This window comes from Natronomonas salina (assembly GCF_013391105.1).
Lineage (GTDB): Archaea > Halobacteriota > Halobacteria > Halobacteriales > Haloarculaceae > Natronomonas > Natronomonas salina.
Genome location: NZ_CP058335.1, coordinates 2,669,935 through 2,685,434, shown reverse-complemented (window position 1 = coordinate 2,685,434; position 15,500 = coordinate 2,669,935). Strand labels below are relative to the sequence as shown.

The following is a 15,500-nucleotide window of genomic DNA, read 5'->3' as shown; positions in this document are numbered from 1 at the left end:
CCCCCGACTCCGGCCCCGGCGGCCCCGACGGCGAATCCAGCAGCGCCAGCTCCCCGGCGGACGCGCCGGGCGCCGGCGGCGACGACGCCGGCACGACGCCCGACGTCGGCGGAGGCGAGGGCGCGCCGCCCGGTGCGGGTGAATCCGGACTCGCGGCCACCGTCGGACGGTACCTGGAGACGCACGCGGTCCACGTCGCCGTCGTCGCCGTCCTGGCGCTGTATCCGTTCCTCTACGGCTTCCTCGTCGGCGTCGACGTCTCGGTCCTCGGCGTCCACGTCGGCGACCTCTTCGACGTCTTCCTGCCCCGCATCACGACGATGGTGTTCGTGCTGTACTTCGGGCTGTTCGCGATGAGCTTCGACTTCGTCAGCGGCTACACGGGCTACCTCTCGTTCGGCCACGCGATGTTCTACGGCATCGGCGCGTACTTCGTCATCCTCGCGGGCTCGGGGAAGGTGCCCGTCCTGCCCGCGGAGGCGCCGTTCATGCTGATGTTGCTCCTGGGGGCGCTGCTGGCGTTCGTCGTGGCCGTCCTCGTCGGCGCCGTCTCGTTCCGGCTGACGGGCGTCTACTTCGCGATGGTGACCCTCGGGTTCGCCGAGGTCGCCCACGTCTTCGTCCGCAACTGGAGCTACGTCGGCTCGAACCCCCGGGACGGCACCAGCGTTGAGTTCGACCGCGCGGGCTACGAGGTCGGCGTCCCGTTCGTCGACGGCCTCGGGGTCAAGATCGGCCGCCTCACCGGCGACAGCTTCGAGAACGTCCTCGGAACGGGCGTCGACCTCGGGACGGCGGACGTCTCCTTCTACGCCGTCGGCGTCGTCGTCCTGCTGTGCTACCTCGCGATGCAGCGGATCGTCCACTCGCCGTTCGGCCGGGTGATGGTCGCCATCCGCGAGAACGAGGAGCGCGCGGAGGCGGTCGGGTACAACACCTTCTGGTACAAGATGGGCGCCTTCGGCATCAGCGGCTTCTTCGCCGCCGTCGGCGGCGGGCTGTTCGCGGGGTACCGCCGGTCGGTCGCCCCGGAGAACACCTTCGACCTCTTCGTCACCGCCGACGCGCTGCTGGCGACCATCATCGGCGGCTTCGGCACGCTGGCCGGCGCGCTGTACGGCTTCCTCTTCCACGAGGTCCTGCAGGGCATCCTCTCGACGGAGTCCCACGGCCTCGCGCGGTTCCTCCGCGGCACCCTCTCGGACGGCGTCCTCTCGGCCGGCGTCGGCGAGTTCACCGTCCTCGAGTTCATCAACGTCTTCGTCGACGGCCGCGCGGGACTGTACCTCGGCGTCGTCTTCGTCCTGTTCGTCCTGTTCGTCCCGCGGGGCCTCCTCGGGACGCTCCGGGACCGCCTGGACGGCACCGTCGCCGAGGCGGTCGCCCGGCGGCTCCGCCGCTACCGGCGGTGAGGGGGCCGGACCGCACCCGACCCCGTTCGCGACGGTCCGGGGTCAGTCCCACGCCGACTCGCCGCCGCTGCCGCCGCCCGTCTTGAACACGCCGCGGGCGGTGGCGACCACGTCGCCGTCGGCCTCCACCTCGACGTCGACGGTGCCGACGCTCCGGCCGTTCCTGATCGCCGTCCCCGCCGCCCGGAGGTCCGCTGTCGCCGGCGCGAGGTAGTCGACGCGGAGGTCGACCGTCGGCGTGACGGCGAAGTCGTTGGCGGAGCTGGCCGCCCAGTAGCCGACCGAGTCGGCCAGCGAGGCGATGGCGCCGCCGTGGGCGACCGGCTCGCCCGGCGCGGCCGAGACCGACTCGTCGACCGGCAGCCGTCCCTCGGCGGTGCCGTCGTCGACGTCGGTGATCTCGATGCCCAGCGTCTCGTAGTACGGCGGTGCGAAGAACTCCTCGGGGACGTCGTCCATACCGCCCGCTGGGCGGCCGGCGGCATAGTTCTCCGGTTCGGACCGATACACCGCTCGAAAGCGAGGGCGTGTTTAAACGGTATCCCTCCATACCATCGATAGTCGCCGAAGCATACCGTCTTCCACCTGCAAGTGATCGACGCCCCTTCGGCGGCTACTCTTCGTTCTCGCGTAGCGATGCCACCCTGAGCGCCGGGACCGTCGTCCGGTACGTCCGAAAACGAGGAACGGGGTGTCGGACCCCGAATCGGGTCGCGGCGGCGAACCGACGCCAGGTCCGCCCCGACGTCCCGACGGTGCCGAGCAAGGGGCGCCGTTCGTCCAGGCGACGCCCGCTCGTCCGTTGGCGTCCGGGGCCGTTGGGTCTGGCGGCGAACATGTTCGGGCCGTAATCCGGGGCTATCGCAACGTTGAGACGTGTACCCGGACGCACCTTTATCGGTGTGGCCGGTGTTCCTCCGGACGTCATGTCCTCGAAAGAAGTCCGGCTCAGGAGCACCGTCGCCGGGTTCACCGCCGAAGGCAAGCTCCACACGCTCAGCGTCTGGTTCATCCTCGCGCTCCGGCTGATGATGGGGCTCGCGTTCCTCCAGAGCGGCGTCGACAAGGTGCTGTCCGGCAGCTTCTCCGCCGCCGGCTACCTCCAGAACGCGCCGCCGGCGAACGGCAGCCCCGTCGCCGACCTCTTCGTCTCGATGGGCCAGACCGGCTGGTTCGTCGACTTCGTGAACGTCGCCGTCCCGTGGGGGGAGGTCCTCATCGGCCTGGGGCTCCTGTTCGGCGCACTCACCCGACTCGCGGCGTTCTGGGGCGCGTTCATGATGCTCATGTTCTACCTCGGCAACTGGGACGTCGCCCACGGCTACATCAACGGCGACTTCGCGTACATGCTCGTGTTCCTCTCGGTCGCAGCCTTCGGCGCCGGCCGCATCCTCGGGCTCGACGCCTACATCGAGCAGTACGATGTCGGCGGCCGGCCGCTGGTCGAGCGCTATCCGTGGACACGATACCTCCTCGGGTGAGAGGTCCCGTTCGACCGCAGCCACCGATATTCTCCCTCGTCGCATAGGTCAAACGCGCGTTTGTGCTTAGGGTACTGCTTCTTGTGTGGGGCGGATACGGGCGGTCATGTCCCGCGTTTCGCTGTCGACGCTGCAGCTCGCGGCGCTGCTCACCGTCGCCCTCGCGGCCGGCGGCGTCGGCGCCGCACTGCTCGACGACGTCCAGACCCAGCCGCACGACCGCACGCAGCCGGACGATCCCACCGGCGTGTCCACGTTCGACTCGGCCGAGGAGTTCCGCTCGTACCTCCGGGCGGCCGACGCGACGGGCCGCCACGCCGGCTTCGCGAGTAGCGCCCGGACCGGCGCCGACGTCGGCGTCGCCACGGACGACGCGGCCGACGGCGCGGCGGCCAGCGGGCCCGTCGAGGAGTCCGACACCGGTGGAGTCAGGCCCACCGACGCCGGCGCCGGTGGCGGCGGCAGCGCCGGCGACCGCCGCGCCTCGGACACCAACGTCCAGGTCGAGGGCATCGACGAGCCGGACGTCCTGAAGACCACGGCGGAGACGCTGTACTACTCGACCGACGGCCAGGGCCCGCACCACCGCTCCCGGGGCGGCGCCGACGACCGGCCCGGTTCCAGCGAGGGCGTCCGGCTGATCGACGCCGACGACCCGGCGGCCCCCGAGGTCGCCGGTCGGCTGGACGTCTCCGGCGACCTACTGCTGGCGGGCGACACGCTGGTCGTCGTCGACGGCGGCACGCTCGCGGGCTACGACGTCTCCGACCGGTCGAACCCCGAGCGGACGTGGTCGAAGGACCTCGAGGCCCGCGTCGTCGCCGCGCGGCTCCACGCCGGCACCGTCTACCTCGTCACCGAGGACCGCGTCGACCGGCGGAACCCCTGTCCGGTCCGTCCGATGGAGGGCGTCTCGGTCCCCTGCACCGACGTTCACCACCCGTCGCGGCCGGTGCCGGTCGACACCACCTACACCGTCTCGCTGCTCGACCCCGCCGACGGCTCGGTGGCCGACTCGACGTCCTTCGTCGGGACCGCCGGCCGGTCGGTCGTCCACGTCTCCGCCGACGCCGTCTACGTCACCTACCCCGACCCCGTCGACGAGGCCGACCTGATGGCGGAGTTCCTCGTCACCGAGGGCTCCGAGCACCTCGACGGTGAGACCGTCGAGCGCATCCGGGAGATCCGCGACTACGACCTCAGCCCGCGGGCGAAGCGCGTCGAGATAGAGCACACCATCGAGCGGTGGCGCGCCGGCCTCTCCGAGGAGGAGCGCCGAGAGGTCGACGCGGCCCTTCGGGAGGAGAGGCAGGCCTGGGCCGAAGAAAACAAGCGCGACTTCGAGCGGACCGGCGTCGTCGCCTTCGACGTCGAGGGCGTCGAGACCGACTCGCCGACCGTCGAGGCCGGCGCCACGGGCTCCGTCCCGGGGACCCCGCTGAACCAGTTCTCGATGGACGAACACGAGGGGCAGTTCCGCATCGCGACGACCGTCCGGGGCGCGATGGGCACCGACAGCGAGAACGACCTCTACGTCCTCGACGGGGACCTCGACGTGACGGGGTCCGTCCGGGGTATGGGCGTCACCGAGCGCATCTACTCGGTGCGGTACGTCGACGACCAGGCCTACGTCGTCACGTTCCGCCGGATCGACCCCTTCCACGTCGTCGACCTCTCGGACCCCGAGAACCCGACCGTCGAGGGCGAACTGAAGCTGCCGGGCTTCTCCTCGTACCTCCACCCGCTCTCGGAGGACCGGGTCCTCGGCGTCGGCGAGGAGGACGGGAAGGTCAAGCTCGTCGTCTTCGACGTCTCCGACCCCGCCGACCCGACCGTCGAGGAGGACCGCATCCTCGACGCGCGGTTCTCCGCGGTCGCCGAGAGCCACCACGCGTTCCTGCTGGACCGCCGCCACGGCGTGTTCTTCCTGCCGACCGACGGCGGCCGGAGCGTCCGGCCGGTCGTCGACGAGGACGGCGACGCCGTCGACGTGGAGCACCGGGGTTCAGGCTACGTCTTCAGCTACGAGGGCGGTCTCGAGGAGGTGACCAGGGTCGAGTCCGAGGGGTCGACCAGGCGGGCCGCCTACGTGGGTGACCACCTCTACGTCTTCGGCGAGTCGTCGCTGACCGTCGTCGACGAGACGACCTGGGAGGAGACGGCGACGCTGAACTTCACCGACGGGTAGCGACGGTTGGTCGCGGCCGACTCACCTCTCCGCCCGAATCCCGAACTCCCGTTCGAGCACCGCTAGCCACTCGTCCGGCGCGACGTCCTCCGCTTCCTCCTCGCCGTCGACGACGCGCGTCAGCGTCTCCGCGGTCAGCGACGCGTACCCCCGCTCGGTCCCGACGTTCACGTACGGGTCGCCGGTGAAGTTCGACTCCGGCGCCGTGGCGAGGTGCTCGCAGGTCGCCTCGAAGAAGGACAGCTCCCGCGGCGTCTCCGTGAAGATGTAGCGGTCGCCCCACTCGTCGGCCGCCGGGCCCCGCGTCTGGAGGACGTGGTCGGCGTCGGGGCGGTCGCTCTCGACGGTGCGCCACTCGACGCCCGCCGCGTCCGGACCGACGCGACCGCCGACGGGCAGGGGCTCGCGCATCTTCGGCGTCCCGAGGCCGACGTCGACGAGGTAGGGCTGCTCGAACGTCACCCGGACGGTGTGGTGGTTGGCCGGCGGCCGCGGGTCGCCGTCGTCGTCGAGCACCTGGGCGGCGAGGCGGTCGACCTCGAAGCCGAGTTCGCCGAGCAGCCACGCGAACAGGCCGTTCAGTTCGAAGCAGAAGCCGCCGCGCTCCCGCTCGACGAGCTTCTCGTGGAGGTCGGGGAGGGCCAGCGAGACGCCCTCGCCGAAGTGCTCGCCGGACGGGTCGCCGGTGATCGACAGCGTCTCGAAGGGGACCGTCGTGACGTGGGCCCGCTGGAGGCGCGCGACCGTCTCGTAGGTCGGCGGCGTCCCGTCCGCGGGGTCCAGGCCGAGGCGGTCGAGGTAGCGGTCGGGGTCCATCGCTCGTCTCCAGGGCGGACGTCGATAAAAGTGCTCGCCGCGGCGGGCGGTGGCCGGCGTCGGTCCTCGCCGTCCGGCCGCGCTATCCGTACCGCTCGTGCATCGCGATCGCGTCGAGCATCGCCGGCGCGTCGCCGCGGGCGGCGTCGTAGATCGCCCGCCCGACGGTCTCGACCGACAGCGGTCGGTCGTCCTCGAACTGCCGGGCCAGCGTCTCCCGGCCGTCCACGAAGCGCAGCGCCGCGGCGACGGGGCGGGGGAAGTGCGGCTGGTCGGGACCGTACACCGGCCCCGGGCGCACCACGCCGGTCTCGACGTCGAGGTCCGCGACGGCGGCCTCGGCCCGCCGCTTCGAACGCACGTACTCGTCGCGGACCAGCGGCGGCGACACCGACGAGGAGAGGAAGACGAACCGGTCGGCGCCGGCGCGCTCGGCCTCCAGGGCGACCAGGATGGCGGCGTCGCCGTTCACCCGCTCGAAGGTCGCCCCCTGGTTCGGGCGCTCCCGGGCGATGCCGACGCAGTGGACTACCGCGTCGACGCCCCCGAGGTGCTCGCGCCAGCGGTGCGGTTCGAAGACGTCGGCGGCGACCCACGTCACCTCGGCCGCCCAGGGGCCGCGATGCTCGGGGTCCGGACGACCGCTCCGGCCGACGCTCGTCACGTCGTCGCCGGCGGCGACGGCCCGTCGACACACTTCCCGCCCGATGAATCCGTTGCCGCCCGTGACGAGCAGGTCCATGTTCCCGGTTGGCCCTGCACGTACAAGAACCGCGGGCCTGGCGCGGGTCGGCGGAGCGCCGAGGGGAACCACTTTTGGATTCGATGCCCGTTCGGAACGGCATGCCCACCGTCTTCCCCGCCGGCGTGAGTCGCCTCCAGCGGCGGGTCGGGTACTACGTCCTGTTGATCTCCGCGCTCATCCTGACGTACTCGGTCGTCTACCACTACGGGATGCACGTGTTCGAGGGGAGGTCGAACACCTACCTCCAGTCGCTGCAGTTCACCGTCGAGACGTTCACCGCGACGGGTTACGGTTCCCAGGCGGGGTGGTCCAGCCCACAGATGAACCTGCTGGTCATCGTGATGGACCTGACCGGCGTCGGCGTCTTCTTCCTCGCGCTGCCGGTGTTGCTGTTCCCGCTGTTCGAGGAGGCGTTGTCGACGTCCCCGCCGGACGCCCTCGAGGAGCCGCTCGAGGACCACGTCCTCGTCTGCTCGTACACCGCGCGCGCCGAGACGCTCATCTCCGAGCTGGAGTCCAACGACGTCGACTACGTGCTGGTCGAGGCGGACCGCGAGCAGGCGACGGAGCTCTACGAGGGCGGCTACTCGGTCGTCCACGCCGACCCGGAATCCGTCGGCGGTCTGGACCGCGCCGGCATCGGCGACGCGCGGGCGCTGGTCGCCGACGTCTCCGACCGCGTCGACGCCAGCATCGTCCTCGCGGCCCGCGAGGCCGCCGAGGACGTCCGCATCGTCAGCGTCGTCGAGGAGCCCGACCGCACGCCGTACCACCGGCTCGCGGGCGCCGACACCGTCGTCTCCCCGCGGCAGCTGCTCGGCCGGTCGCTGGCCGGGAAGGTGACGACCGCCGTGACGACCGACCTCGGCGACGCCGTCGAGATCGGCGAGGACTTCGACCTCGCGGAGCTGCCCGTCCACCACGGCAGCGAGCTCGCCGGCCGGACCCTCGCCGACAGCGGCATCCGCGAGCGCTTCGGCGTCAACGTCGTCGGCGCGTGGTTCCGCGGGGAGTTCGAGTCGCCGCCCTCGCCCGACCGGACCCTCGAGAGCGGGACCGTCCTCCTGGTGACGGGCGACGAGTCCCAGCTCGAGCGCTGCAAGGAGCTGACCGTCGGCGACCTCCGGCGGTTCCGGACGGGCGAGACGGTCGTCGTCGGCTACGGCGAGGTCGGCCGGACCGTCGCCGCGAGGCTCGACCGGGCCGGCCTCTCGTACACCGTCCTCGACCGTCGCGAGAAGGACGGCGTCGACGTGGTCGGCGAGGCGACCGACCCCGACGTGCTCGCCGAGGCCGGCGTCGAGGACGCCGAGTCGGTCATCCTCGCGCTCCCCGACGACACCCAGACGGAGTTCGCGACGCTTGTCGTCCGCGACCTCACCGACGACGCCGAGATCATCGCCCGCGCCGAGGAGGTTGGCGCGGTCAGGAAGACGTACCGCGCGGGCGCCGACTACGTCCTCTCCCTGGCGACCGTCAGCGGCCGGATGGTCGCCAGCGAGGTGCTGCAGGACGAGGCCATCGTCTCGATGGACACCCACGTCGAGGTCGTCCGCACGGCGGCGCCGGGGCTGGTCGGCGAGACGCTGGCCGGCGCCCGCGTCCGCGAGCGGACCGGCTGCACCGTCGTCGCCGTCGAGCGGGACGGGGAGGTCCTCTCGGAGCTCTCCCCGGAGTTCCGGGTCCGCGAAAGCGACGAACTCGTCGTCGCCGGCACCGACGAGGGGACCAACCGGTTCCTCGAGCTGCTGGGGTAAACTACTGGTAGCGTGGCCGCCCAAGGCGGACCATGACGGACGACCTCCCCGAGATCGGTATCGGGACCTACGAGAACAACGATCCGGTGGTCTGCGAGGAGAGCGTCGAGACGGCGCTGAACCTGGGCTACCGGCACGTCGACACCGCCGAGGGCTACGAGAACGAGGACGCGGTCGGCGAGGGCATCGCGGCCGCCGACGTCGACCGCGAGGACGTCCTCGTGGCGACGAAGGTCAGCCCCGACCACCTGACGTACGACGCGGCCGTCGAGCACGCCCGCGAGAGCCGCGAGCGGCTCCGCCTCGACGTGGTCGACCTGCTGTACGTCCACTGGCCGATCCGGACCTACGCCGCCGAGGACACGCTGGCGGCCTTCGAGGACCTCCGGGACGACGGCGTGATCCGACGGATCGGCCTCTCGAACTTTCGGGTCGACCAGCTCGACGAGGCCCTCGAGGTCCTGGACTCGACGCCGTTCGCCCACCAGGTGGAGTGCCACCCGCTGCTCCAGCAGGACGAGCTCAGAGCCCACGCCCGCGAGCACGGGTACACGCTGGTCGCGTACTCGCCGCTGGCGAAGGGCGAGGTGTCCGAGATCCCGGAGGTGGTCGAGGTCGCCGAGAAGCACGACGCCACGCCGGCGCAGGTCAGCCTCGCGTGGCTGACCGGCAAGGAGAACGTCGTCGCGATCCCGAAGTCCGAGTCCGAGGCCCACATCCGCGAGAACCTCGAGGCGCGGGACCTGGAACTCGACGACGAGGACGAGGCGAAGATCGACGCCATCGACCGCGAGAAGCGCTACGTCGACTTCGAGGAGGCCCCCTGGAACTGAAAGGGGGGCGAGGCGGCCCGGGTCGACGGCCGGCTATCGGCTGAAGTACCGGTCGCCCACGTGGTCGGCGATGCGGAGCGCGTTCGCCTGGCCGGTGTTGGTGTGGGACCGCCGACGCCGTTCGAGAGCGCCGAGTGGTCGGCGACGAACAGCCGGTCGACGTTGTACGCCTCGCCGGCGAAGTCGAGCACCTTGCCCATCCGCATCGACGACTGCATGTGCAACAGTAGCGGCGGCCACTCCGAGCGGTGGACGTGCGAGGCGCCCGCCTCGTTGTGGATGTTCGCCGCGATGCGGGCGAGTTCGTCGCGTCGCCGGTCGTCCTCCTCGTGGGGCGAGTAGCGGACGTCCGGGACGGCGCCGTGTTCGTCGCTGAAGTTGTCCGACAGCGAGACGCCGTTGTCCTGGTGGGGCAGGTCGTCGGTGAGGACCAGTATGGCCTTCGTCTGCCGGTAGTTGGACATCTTCCGCTTCAGTTCCTTGCCCACGACGTAGCCGCGGGTGTCCCACGGCTCGTCGGGGTCGACGGGGGTGTCGAACGAGTAGCCCGCCTCGGTGAACAGGTAGTCCGCGTAGGAGACCAGTCCCGGGGACATCCCGATGTCCTCGAGGCCGCCGACGCCGGGCTTGTCGAACCGGACGGCCGAGTTCTGGCCGACGTACGGGTCCATGTGCTTGACCTCCGGGTTGATCGACTCGACCGTCTCGTCGTCGTAGACGCCGACGACCCAGTCGAACCAGTGGGTCGTGAGCCCCTTGCCGACCCAGCCGTCGTCCGGCAGGCCGGAGTTGAGCCACAGCCGCGGCGACTCGATGCAGCCCGCCGCCAGGACGACGGTGTCGGCCTCGATGGTGTCGGTGTCGCCGGACCAGGTATCGCGGATGTCGACGCCGGTCGCCTCGGAGCCGCCGAGGCTGTCGTCGGTGTTGATGTTCGTGACGAAGGTGTTCGGGCGGACGGCGACGTTGCCCATGTCGTCGTTCTCGTTGGTGTCGAGCCCGCGCGGCACCCAGCCGACGTTGCTGGACTTGCGTGACTTCTCGCGGACCGGCGCGTCGACGGGCGTCGACGCTCCCTGGAAGTGGTCGCCGACGAGCGTGTCGCCCCGGAAGCCGTCGTCGTAGCTGAACGAGCCGTCGTAATCGGAGTCCAGCGGCTCGCCGTTCGAGGTCTCCCGACCGGGTACCTCGACGGCGTTTGCCTGCGGCCGCCACCCGGTCTCGGTGACGTTCAGCGAGTCGAGCATGTCGTAGCCCGCGTTCTTCGCGCCCTCGATGAACACCTCCTCGCGGGCGGTCATCGGCGCCTGCTGGGTGCTCGTGACCTCCTCGTTGAGCTGGTAGTACGGGACGAGGTCCTCGTAGGAGACCTCGTCGGGCCAGTGGTCCTGCTCGTCGATCGCGTAGGGGTAGGCCCGGGGGTGGTTGCCGAAGTAGTGGGTCGTCGTCCCGCCGACGGCCGACACCTGCCAGATGAAGGCGTTCTGGTGGAGGTCGCGGAACCACGGTGCCCGGGAGTGGTCGGCCGGGCCGACCCGAAGGTAGCCGGCCGTGGGGTCGCCGGAGTCCGCCTCACGGTGGGTGATCTGGTCGTCCATCAGCTTCCCGTCGAGGTCGTCGGGGTCGGTACTCACGGTGCCACCTGAATCGGCGTGCGGCTGTGGCCACTTCTGGTTGCCGTGCCACGCGCCGGCCTCGAGGACGAGCACGTCGAGCCCGTGCTGGCGGGCGAGGCGGGTCGCGGCGGCCGGTCCGTCACCGCCCGCGCCGATGACGACGACGTCGGGGTCGTCCATCAGTTGTCACCCCCGACGACGACGTCGTCGCCGGTGAGGTCGCCCGAGAGGTCCAGGTCCTCGACGTCCGGGTCGTCGAACCCGCCGTCGACGGCGTGGCGCCAGTCGGCCGCGTAGCCGTCCGCGGGGCCGGGGTAGCCGGACTGCTGGCGGCTCTGGACCTCGGACTCGTCGACCTGCATCACTCGTTCGTTGGGCGTGTTCGTCTTGGTCTCGCCGTAGCCGGACCACTCGGTATAGTAGCCGAAGCCGTGGAGGCCGTTGCAGGCCATCACGACGTACTTCAGGATGCCCACGTCGGTCACCATCGGCGACAGCAGGTCGTCGAGGCGGTCGACGGCCCCGCCGTCGACGATGGTCCAGAGACAGCGCAGGCGGTCCTCGCGGGAGAGTCGCGTGAACGTCCCGCCGCCGGGGAACTCCTCGTTCGCCGCGGGATCGTCCTCGTTGTTCCCCTTCGCCAGGAACTCGGCGGCGACCAGATCGAAGACGAACGTGAACATCGAGGCGTACGGGTAGTTCTGGAGCACCCGGTGGTACTCCTCGTCGTCCGTCTTCACGAACCGCTCGAACCGGGCGGCCCCCTTCGTCGACGTGTCCAGGTTCTCGAAGTTCACCTTGTACCGGTTGACGGGGCCGAACGTGAGGTGGTTCTGCAGGGCTTGTTCGTCCAGGTCGTCGTCGAGGAGGTCGAGGTCGGCGAGGTCCATCAGCGCGTCGAGCGCGTCGGTGTCCGTCGCATCGAGATCGAACTCGAACATGTCGCGGGGCATCTTCTGGTCGCCGGAGAGGAGGTCCCCGTCGGCGACCATCTCGGAGCGGATCTCCTGGAAGTGGTTGAAGTCCCAGATGAGGAACTTCTCGAGTTCGACGTCGAGCCCGCCGGGGACGTGTTCCGGACCGAGTTCGTCCTCGAGCTCGGGCGTCCGTGGGACGATCGCGTCGACGATCGCCCGGTAGGTGTCGCGCGTGTGCGGGTCGGTCGGCACCGCCCCGTCGATTGCGGCCTGTGCATCGGAGATGGTCGCGCCGGACATCGAGAGGGCCGCGAGCCCTCCGACGCCCTTCATCACGCCTCGTCGCGTCGTCGATGCGTTGGTATCGTCAGTCATGGTAGATCCTGCCAACCGCTACCGTCACATACCGGTGCTAGTGGGTAACACTGCTGCAGGAAATACGGGGCTGTTTATGACAACCTACCATTCCTCTTATGATATCATGCCGGTATTCGTCCCAAAACGAGCGACAGAATCGCAACCACACTATTACCTCTTGAAACCCGCATATTCGACAGAATTCTCTACCGAAGATTCCGAAATATCGTCTCGTTTCTCACCCACTTACGCCAGGACAAACCAGTATTCAGACACATATAATATATGGTACTTGTATTTTCTTTCCCCTTTGATCGCCGGTCGAGCGTCCGGTGATACCGGACAGTTATGGTCGACCGGAACCGAGGAGGGAGTATGTCGACGTACCCGGTCACGGCGGTCAAGGTCTCCTACGACGTCGTCGAGACGCTGGTCGAGCGGGGCTCAGCGGGCGCGACGGAGGTCGCCGAAGCCCTCGACCTCCCGAAGAGCACCGCCCACGACCACCTCCGGACGCTGGAGCGCGTCGGCTACGTGGTCAACGACGGGGGGAGCTACCGGCCGAGCACGAAGTTCCTCCACGTCGGCGAGCGGGCGCGGAACGACCACGAGCTGTACGTCAACGGCAGCGAGGAGGCCCGGGCGCTCTACGAGAACACCGACGGGAAGTACGTCCAGCTCGTCACCGAGGAGAACGACCGGTGTACGGTGCTGTCGGCGACCGGCTGGCAGCGCGGCACCCACGAGTCCCAGGGGCCGAGCGCCTACCCCTCGCACATCCACCTGCACACGAACGCGCCAGGGAAGGCCATCCTCGCTGAGAAGGACCCGGCCGAGGTCGAGGCGCTGATGGCCGAGTACGGCCTGCCGTCCCGGACGGCCGCGACGATCACCGACGCGGAGCGGCTGCTGTCGGAGCTGGAGGCGATCCGTGAACGGGGCTACGCCGTCGACGAGGGCGAACTCATCGCGGGGATGACCGGCGTGGCCGCGGCCATCGTCGCCGACGGCGAGCCCCGCGGCGCCATCGCGGTCTACGGTCCGAGCGGGTCGTTCGACGACGACGTCGACGACCTCGCGGCGGCCGTCCGGGAGTCTGCCCGGACCATCGAGGCGAACCTCATCTTCACGCCGAAGTGAGTTCCGTCCGGCGATGCCGGACGGAATCGGCACATCTCGACCGCCGGACGGCGGCGATCCGGCGCCGAGAGAAGACCGTCTCCTGACATGTCTCCGCCGGGATGTAGCCGGCGGCGCGACGAAAACGACTTGCGACCCGGTCCCATACCGACAGGCGAGTGAACTTCGCCAACTACGTCGACGACGCGGCCCGCGAGACCCCCGGACGGACGGCGGTCGCCGACGGCGCCCGCTCGCGGAGCTTCGAGGAGCTGGCGGACGCGGCCGACCGCGTCGCCGGCGCGCTCGAGACCCGCGGCGTCGGCGTCGGCGACCACGTCGCGATCCGCATGCCGAACGGCGTCCCCTTCGTCGTGACGTACCTCGGGGCGATGCGGCTGGGCGCCGTCCCGCTGCCGGTCAACACGCGCTTCACGGACCAGCAGATCGGCTACGTGCTCCGCGACAGCGGCGCCGTCGCCCTCGTGACCGACGACGGGACTGACGGCGAGCCGGCCGGGACACCCACGTACCGCTACCCGGCGCTGCTCGACGACGGCGAGCGGATCCAGGACGTCGAACCGCGGCGCTCGGACGAACTCGCGGAACTGGTCTACACCAGCGGGACGACCGGCGCCCCGAAGGGCGTCTACCACACCCACGGCAACCTCGAGGCCAACGCCCGCGGGTTCGTCCGGTACAAGGAGTGGACGAGCGACGACGTAGCGCTGACCGCCTGCCAGTGCTTCCACGTCACCGGGCTCAACGTCACCACGACGCCGTTCCTCGCCCTCGGCGGGACCAACCACCTGCTCGCCGAGTGGGACGTCGAGGCGGCCCTCGCGGCCGTCGAGCGCCGCGAGGTCACCTACACGTTCCTCATCCCGACGATGGTCGTCGACCTGCTGGAGTCCGACGCCGTCGACGACTACGACTGCGGGAGCCTCGAGATGATCGGTGTCGGCGGGTCGCCGATGCCGCGGCGCCGCATCCGCGAGGTCGAGGAGACGTTCGGCTGCCGCCTGCTCGAGGGGTACGGGATGACCGAGACGACCCCGCTGGCGACGTTCAACCGGCCGGTCCCGGGCGGGAGCCGCCCCGGGAGCATCGGCCGGCCGGCGACCGAGGTCGTCGAGGTCCGCATCGAGGACCCCGCGACCGGCGAGGCGGTGCCGACCGGCGAGCGCGGGGAGTTCCTCTGGCGCGGCGACACCGTCACCCCGCGGTACAACGCCGACCGCATCACCGACGAGAAGTTCGTCGAGCGCGACGGCGAGCGGTGGCTGCAGTCCGGCGACATCGGCTGGATGGACGAGGACGGCTTCCTCTTCGTCGTCGACCGCCTGGAGGACATGTTCACGACCGGCTGCGGCGACATCTACCCGCGCGAGATCGAGGAGGTCATCTACGGCATCGACCCCGTCGAGAACGTCGCCATCGTCGACACCCGCGACGAGGTCCGCGGTGCGACGGTGACGGCCGTCCTCAAGCTCCGGGACGGCGGGTCCGTCTCGGCCGACGACGTCCGGGCGGTCTGCGAGCGGGAACTCGAGAGCCACGAGGTGCCGGACCGCGTCGAGTTCGTCGACGAACTCCCGCGGACCACGACCGGCAAGCTGGACCGCGTCACGCTGCGCGAGCGGTTCCGCTGACCGCGCCCCCGCCCCGGTCGCGACGTCCTCGAACCCGCTTCGCCCGTCGTGCTACTCGGCGTCCTGTCCGAGCCCGCTCCGCACGAACGTGACGGGACACGGCGCGTTCATCATCAGCCGGTGGACGGTGCTGCCGAAGACCGCCTTCCCCGTCGGCGAGCGGCGGCGGCCGCCGATGTAGAGCATGTCGCTGTCCGTCTCGTCGATGGTGCGGACGATGCTGTCGGTGACGTCCCCGATCTCGCCGCGGACGCGGTAGTCGACGCCCGCGTCCTCGAGCGTCTCCGAGATGGCGTCGACGCTCTCGAGACGCGTCGCGAGCGTGTTCGCCGGCGGCGGGTCGTCGGGGTCGTACCCCGCCTCCGAGACGCCCTGGTCGTAGGCGCTCTGCGAGAAGACGTGCAGCAGCACGACGGTCGCGTCCGTCGGCACCGCGACGTCGAGGACCGCCTCCGTCAGCTCCCCCACCCGACCCTCCTCCTCGGGACCCACCGCTAGCGTGATCGTTTCCAGCGCCATACCATGGCCTTCGACGACCGGCGGTAAAACAGGGCTGGTTCCGGCCAGCGGCGAAGGACATGTGTTTTCACGCCGGAGGGAGTACGCC

The 15,500-nt window shown here is 70.3% G+C and carries 13 protein-coding genes; 7 read left to right on the top strand and 6 right to left on the bottom strand.

Translation table 11 applies throughout. The features are described from left to right. Positions 1–173: 173 nt before the first annotated feature. Complete coding sequence (locus tag HWV07_RS13890) at positions 174–1,412, top strand: branched-chain amino acid ABC transporter permease (RefSeq protein ID WP_425487807.1); 1,239 nt, start codon at positions 174–176, stop codon at positions 1,410–1,412. 42 nt (positions 1,413–1,454) lie between these two features. Here HWV07_RS13890 and HWV07_RS13885 read toward each other — a convergent pair whose 3' ends face one another. Beyond that, positions 1,455–1,871 carry a PaaI family thioesterase gene (locus HWV07_RS13885; protein ID WP_178334882.1) on the bottom strand — a complete coding sequence of 139 codons (417 nt, stop codon included), beginning with the start codon at positions 1,869–1,871 and terminating at the stop codon, positions 1,455–1,457. A gap of 467 nt (positions 1,872–2,338) precedes the next feature. On the opposite strand from HWV07_RS13885, the gene HWV07_RS13880 reads away from it, so the two are divergent. Continuing rightward, positions 2,339–2,893: a DoxX family protein gene (locus tag HWV07_RS13880; RefSeq protein ID WP_178334881.1), complete on the top strand. Its 555-nt coding sequence runs from the start codon at positions 2,339–2,341 to the stop codon at positions 2,891–2,893. Positions 2,894–2,999: 106 nt separating this feature from the next. Then, the gene (locus HWV07_RS13875; RefSeq protein ID WP_178334880.1) at positions 3,000–5,081 is read left to right on the top strand and encodes a beta-propeller domain-containing protein; all 2,082 of its coding nucleotides are present in this window, start codon (positions 3,000–3,002) and stop codon (positions 5,079–5,081) included. 21 nt (positions 5,082–5,102) lie between these two features. Here HWV07_RS13875 and HWV07_RS13870 read toward each other — a convergent pair whose 3' ends face one another. Beyond that, entirely contained in the window at positions 5,103–5,897 is a 795-nt protein-coding gene (locus HWV07_RS13870) for an arylamine N-acetyltransferase family protein (RefSeq protein ID WP_178334879.1), read from the bottom strand. Positions 5,898–5,979: 82 nt separating this feature from the next. Continuing rightward, positions 5,980–6,639: an NAD-dependent epimerase/dehydratase family protein gene (locus HWV07_RS13865; RefSeq protein WP_178334878.1), complete on the bottom strand. Its 660-nt coding sequence runs from the start codon at positions 6,637–6,639 to the stop codon at positions 5,980–5,982. Between the two features lie 101 nt (positions 6,640–6,740). On the opposite strand from HWV07_RS13865, the gene HWV07_RS13860 reads away from it, so the two are divergent. Continuing rightward, positions 6,741–8,399, top strand: coding sequence for a potassium channel family protein (locus HWV07_RS13860; protein WP_178334877.1), 1,659 nt, complete (start codon positions 6,741–6,743; stop codon positions 8,397–8,399). Positions 8,400–8,431: 32 nt separating this feature from the next. After that, a complete protein-coding gene (locus tag HWV07_RS13855; RefSeq protein ID WP_178334876.1) occupies positions 8,432–9,232 on the top strand; it encodes an aldo/keto reductase in 801 nt (266 codons plus the stop codon). On the opposite strand, the gene HWV07_RS13850 is transcribed toward HWV07_RS13855, so the two are convergent. Together HWV07_RS13850 and HWV07_RS13845 are read right to left on the bottom strand one after the other, a co-directional pair. Next, entirely contained in the window at positions 9,199–11,028 is a 1,830-nt protein-coding gene (locus HWV07_RS13850) for a GMC family oxidoreductase N-terminal domain-containing protein (RefSeq protein ID WP_246279767.1), read from the bottom strand. The genes HWV07_RS13855 and HWV07_RS13850 overlap by 34 nt on opposite strands. Next, positions 11,028–12,140 carry a hypothetical protein gene (locus HWV07_RS13845; protein ID WP_178334875.1) on the bottom strand — a complete coding sequence of 371 codons (1,113 nt, stop codon included), beginning with the start codon at positions 12,138–12,140 and terminating at the stop codon, positions 11,028–11,030. Before HWV07_RS13845 ends, HWV07_RS13850 begins: the two co-directional genes overlap by 1 nt. A gap of 357 nt (positions 12,141–12,497) precedes the next feature. Here HWV07_RS13845 and HWV07_RS13840 point away from each other — a divergent pair, with 357 nt between their 5' ends. Both HWV07_RS13840 and HWV07_RS13835 read left to right on the top strand, forming a co-directional pair. Further along, positions 12,498–13,262, top strand: coding sequence for an IclR family transcriptional regulator (locus HWV07_RS13840; RefSeq protein WP_178334874.1), 765 nt, complete (start codon positions 12,498–12,500; stop codon positions 13,260–13,262). A gap of 158 nt (positions 13,263–13,420) precedes the next feature. Further along, on the top strand, positions 13,421–14,893 hold the full coding sequence (locus HWV07_RS13835; RefSeq protein WP_178334873.1) for a class I adenylate-forming enzyme family protein: 1,473 nt from the start codon (positions 13,421–13,423) through the stop codon (positions 14,891–14,893). A gap of 51 nt (positions 14,894–14,944) precedes the next feature. Here HWV07_RS13835 and HWV07_RS13830 read toward each other — a convergent pair whose 3' ends face one another. After that, on the bottom strand, positions 14,945–15,412 hold the full coding sequence (locus tag HWV07_RS13830) for a universal stress protein (protein WP_178334872.1): 468 nt from the start codon (positions 15,410–15,412) through the stop codon (positions 14,945–14,947). Positions 15,413–15,500 lie beyond the last annotated feature (88 nt).

Bases quoted from the DNA above. Each gene is read 5' to 3' on its own strand.
- HWV07_RS13840 (WP_178334874.1), top strand. From the start codon at position 12,498: ATGTCGACGTACCCGGTCACGGCGGTCAAGGTCTCCTACGACGTCGTC.
- HWV07_RS13870 (WP_178334879.1), bottom strand. From the start codon at position 5,897: ATGGACCCCGACCGCTACCTCGACCGCCTCGGCCTGGACCCCGCGGAC.
- HWV07_RS13845 (WP_178334875.1), bottom strand. From the start codon at position 12,140: ATGACTGACGATACCAACGCATCGACGACGCGACGAGGCGTGATGAAG.
- HWV07_RS13850 (WP_246279767.1), bottom strand. From the start codon at position 11,028: ATGGACGACCCCGACGTCGTCGTCATCGGCGCGGGCGGTGACGGACCG.
- HWV07_RS13875 (WP_178334880.1), top strand. From the start codon at position 3,000: ATGTCCCGCGTTTCGCTGTCGACGCTGCAGCTCGCGGCGCTGCTCACC.
- HWV07_RS13830 (WP_178334872.1), bottom strand. From the start codon at position 15,412: ATGGCGCTGGAAACGATCACGCTAGCGGTGGGTCCCGAGGAGGAGGGT.
- HWV07_RS13860 (WP_178334877.1), top strand. From the start codon at position 6,741: ATGCCCACCGTCTTCCCCGCCGGCGTGAGTCGCCTCCAGCGGCGGGTC.
- HWV07_RS13855 (WP_178334876.1), top strand. From the start codon at position 8,432: ATGACGGACGACCTCCCCGAGATCGGTATCGGGACCTACGAGAACAAC.
- HWV07_RS13865 (WP_178334878.1), bottom strand. From the start codon at position 6,639: ATGGACCTGCTCGTCACGGGCGGCAACGGATTCATCGGGCGGGAAGTG.
- HWV07_RS13885 (WP_178334882.1), bottom strand. From the start codon at position 1,871: ATGGACGACGTCCCCGAGGAGTTCTTCGCACCGCCGTACTACGAGACG.
- HWV07_RS13880 (WP_178334881.1), top strand. From the start codon at position 2,339: ATGTCCTCGAAAGAAGTCCGGCTCAGGAGCACCGTCGCCGGGTTCACC.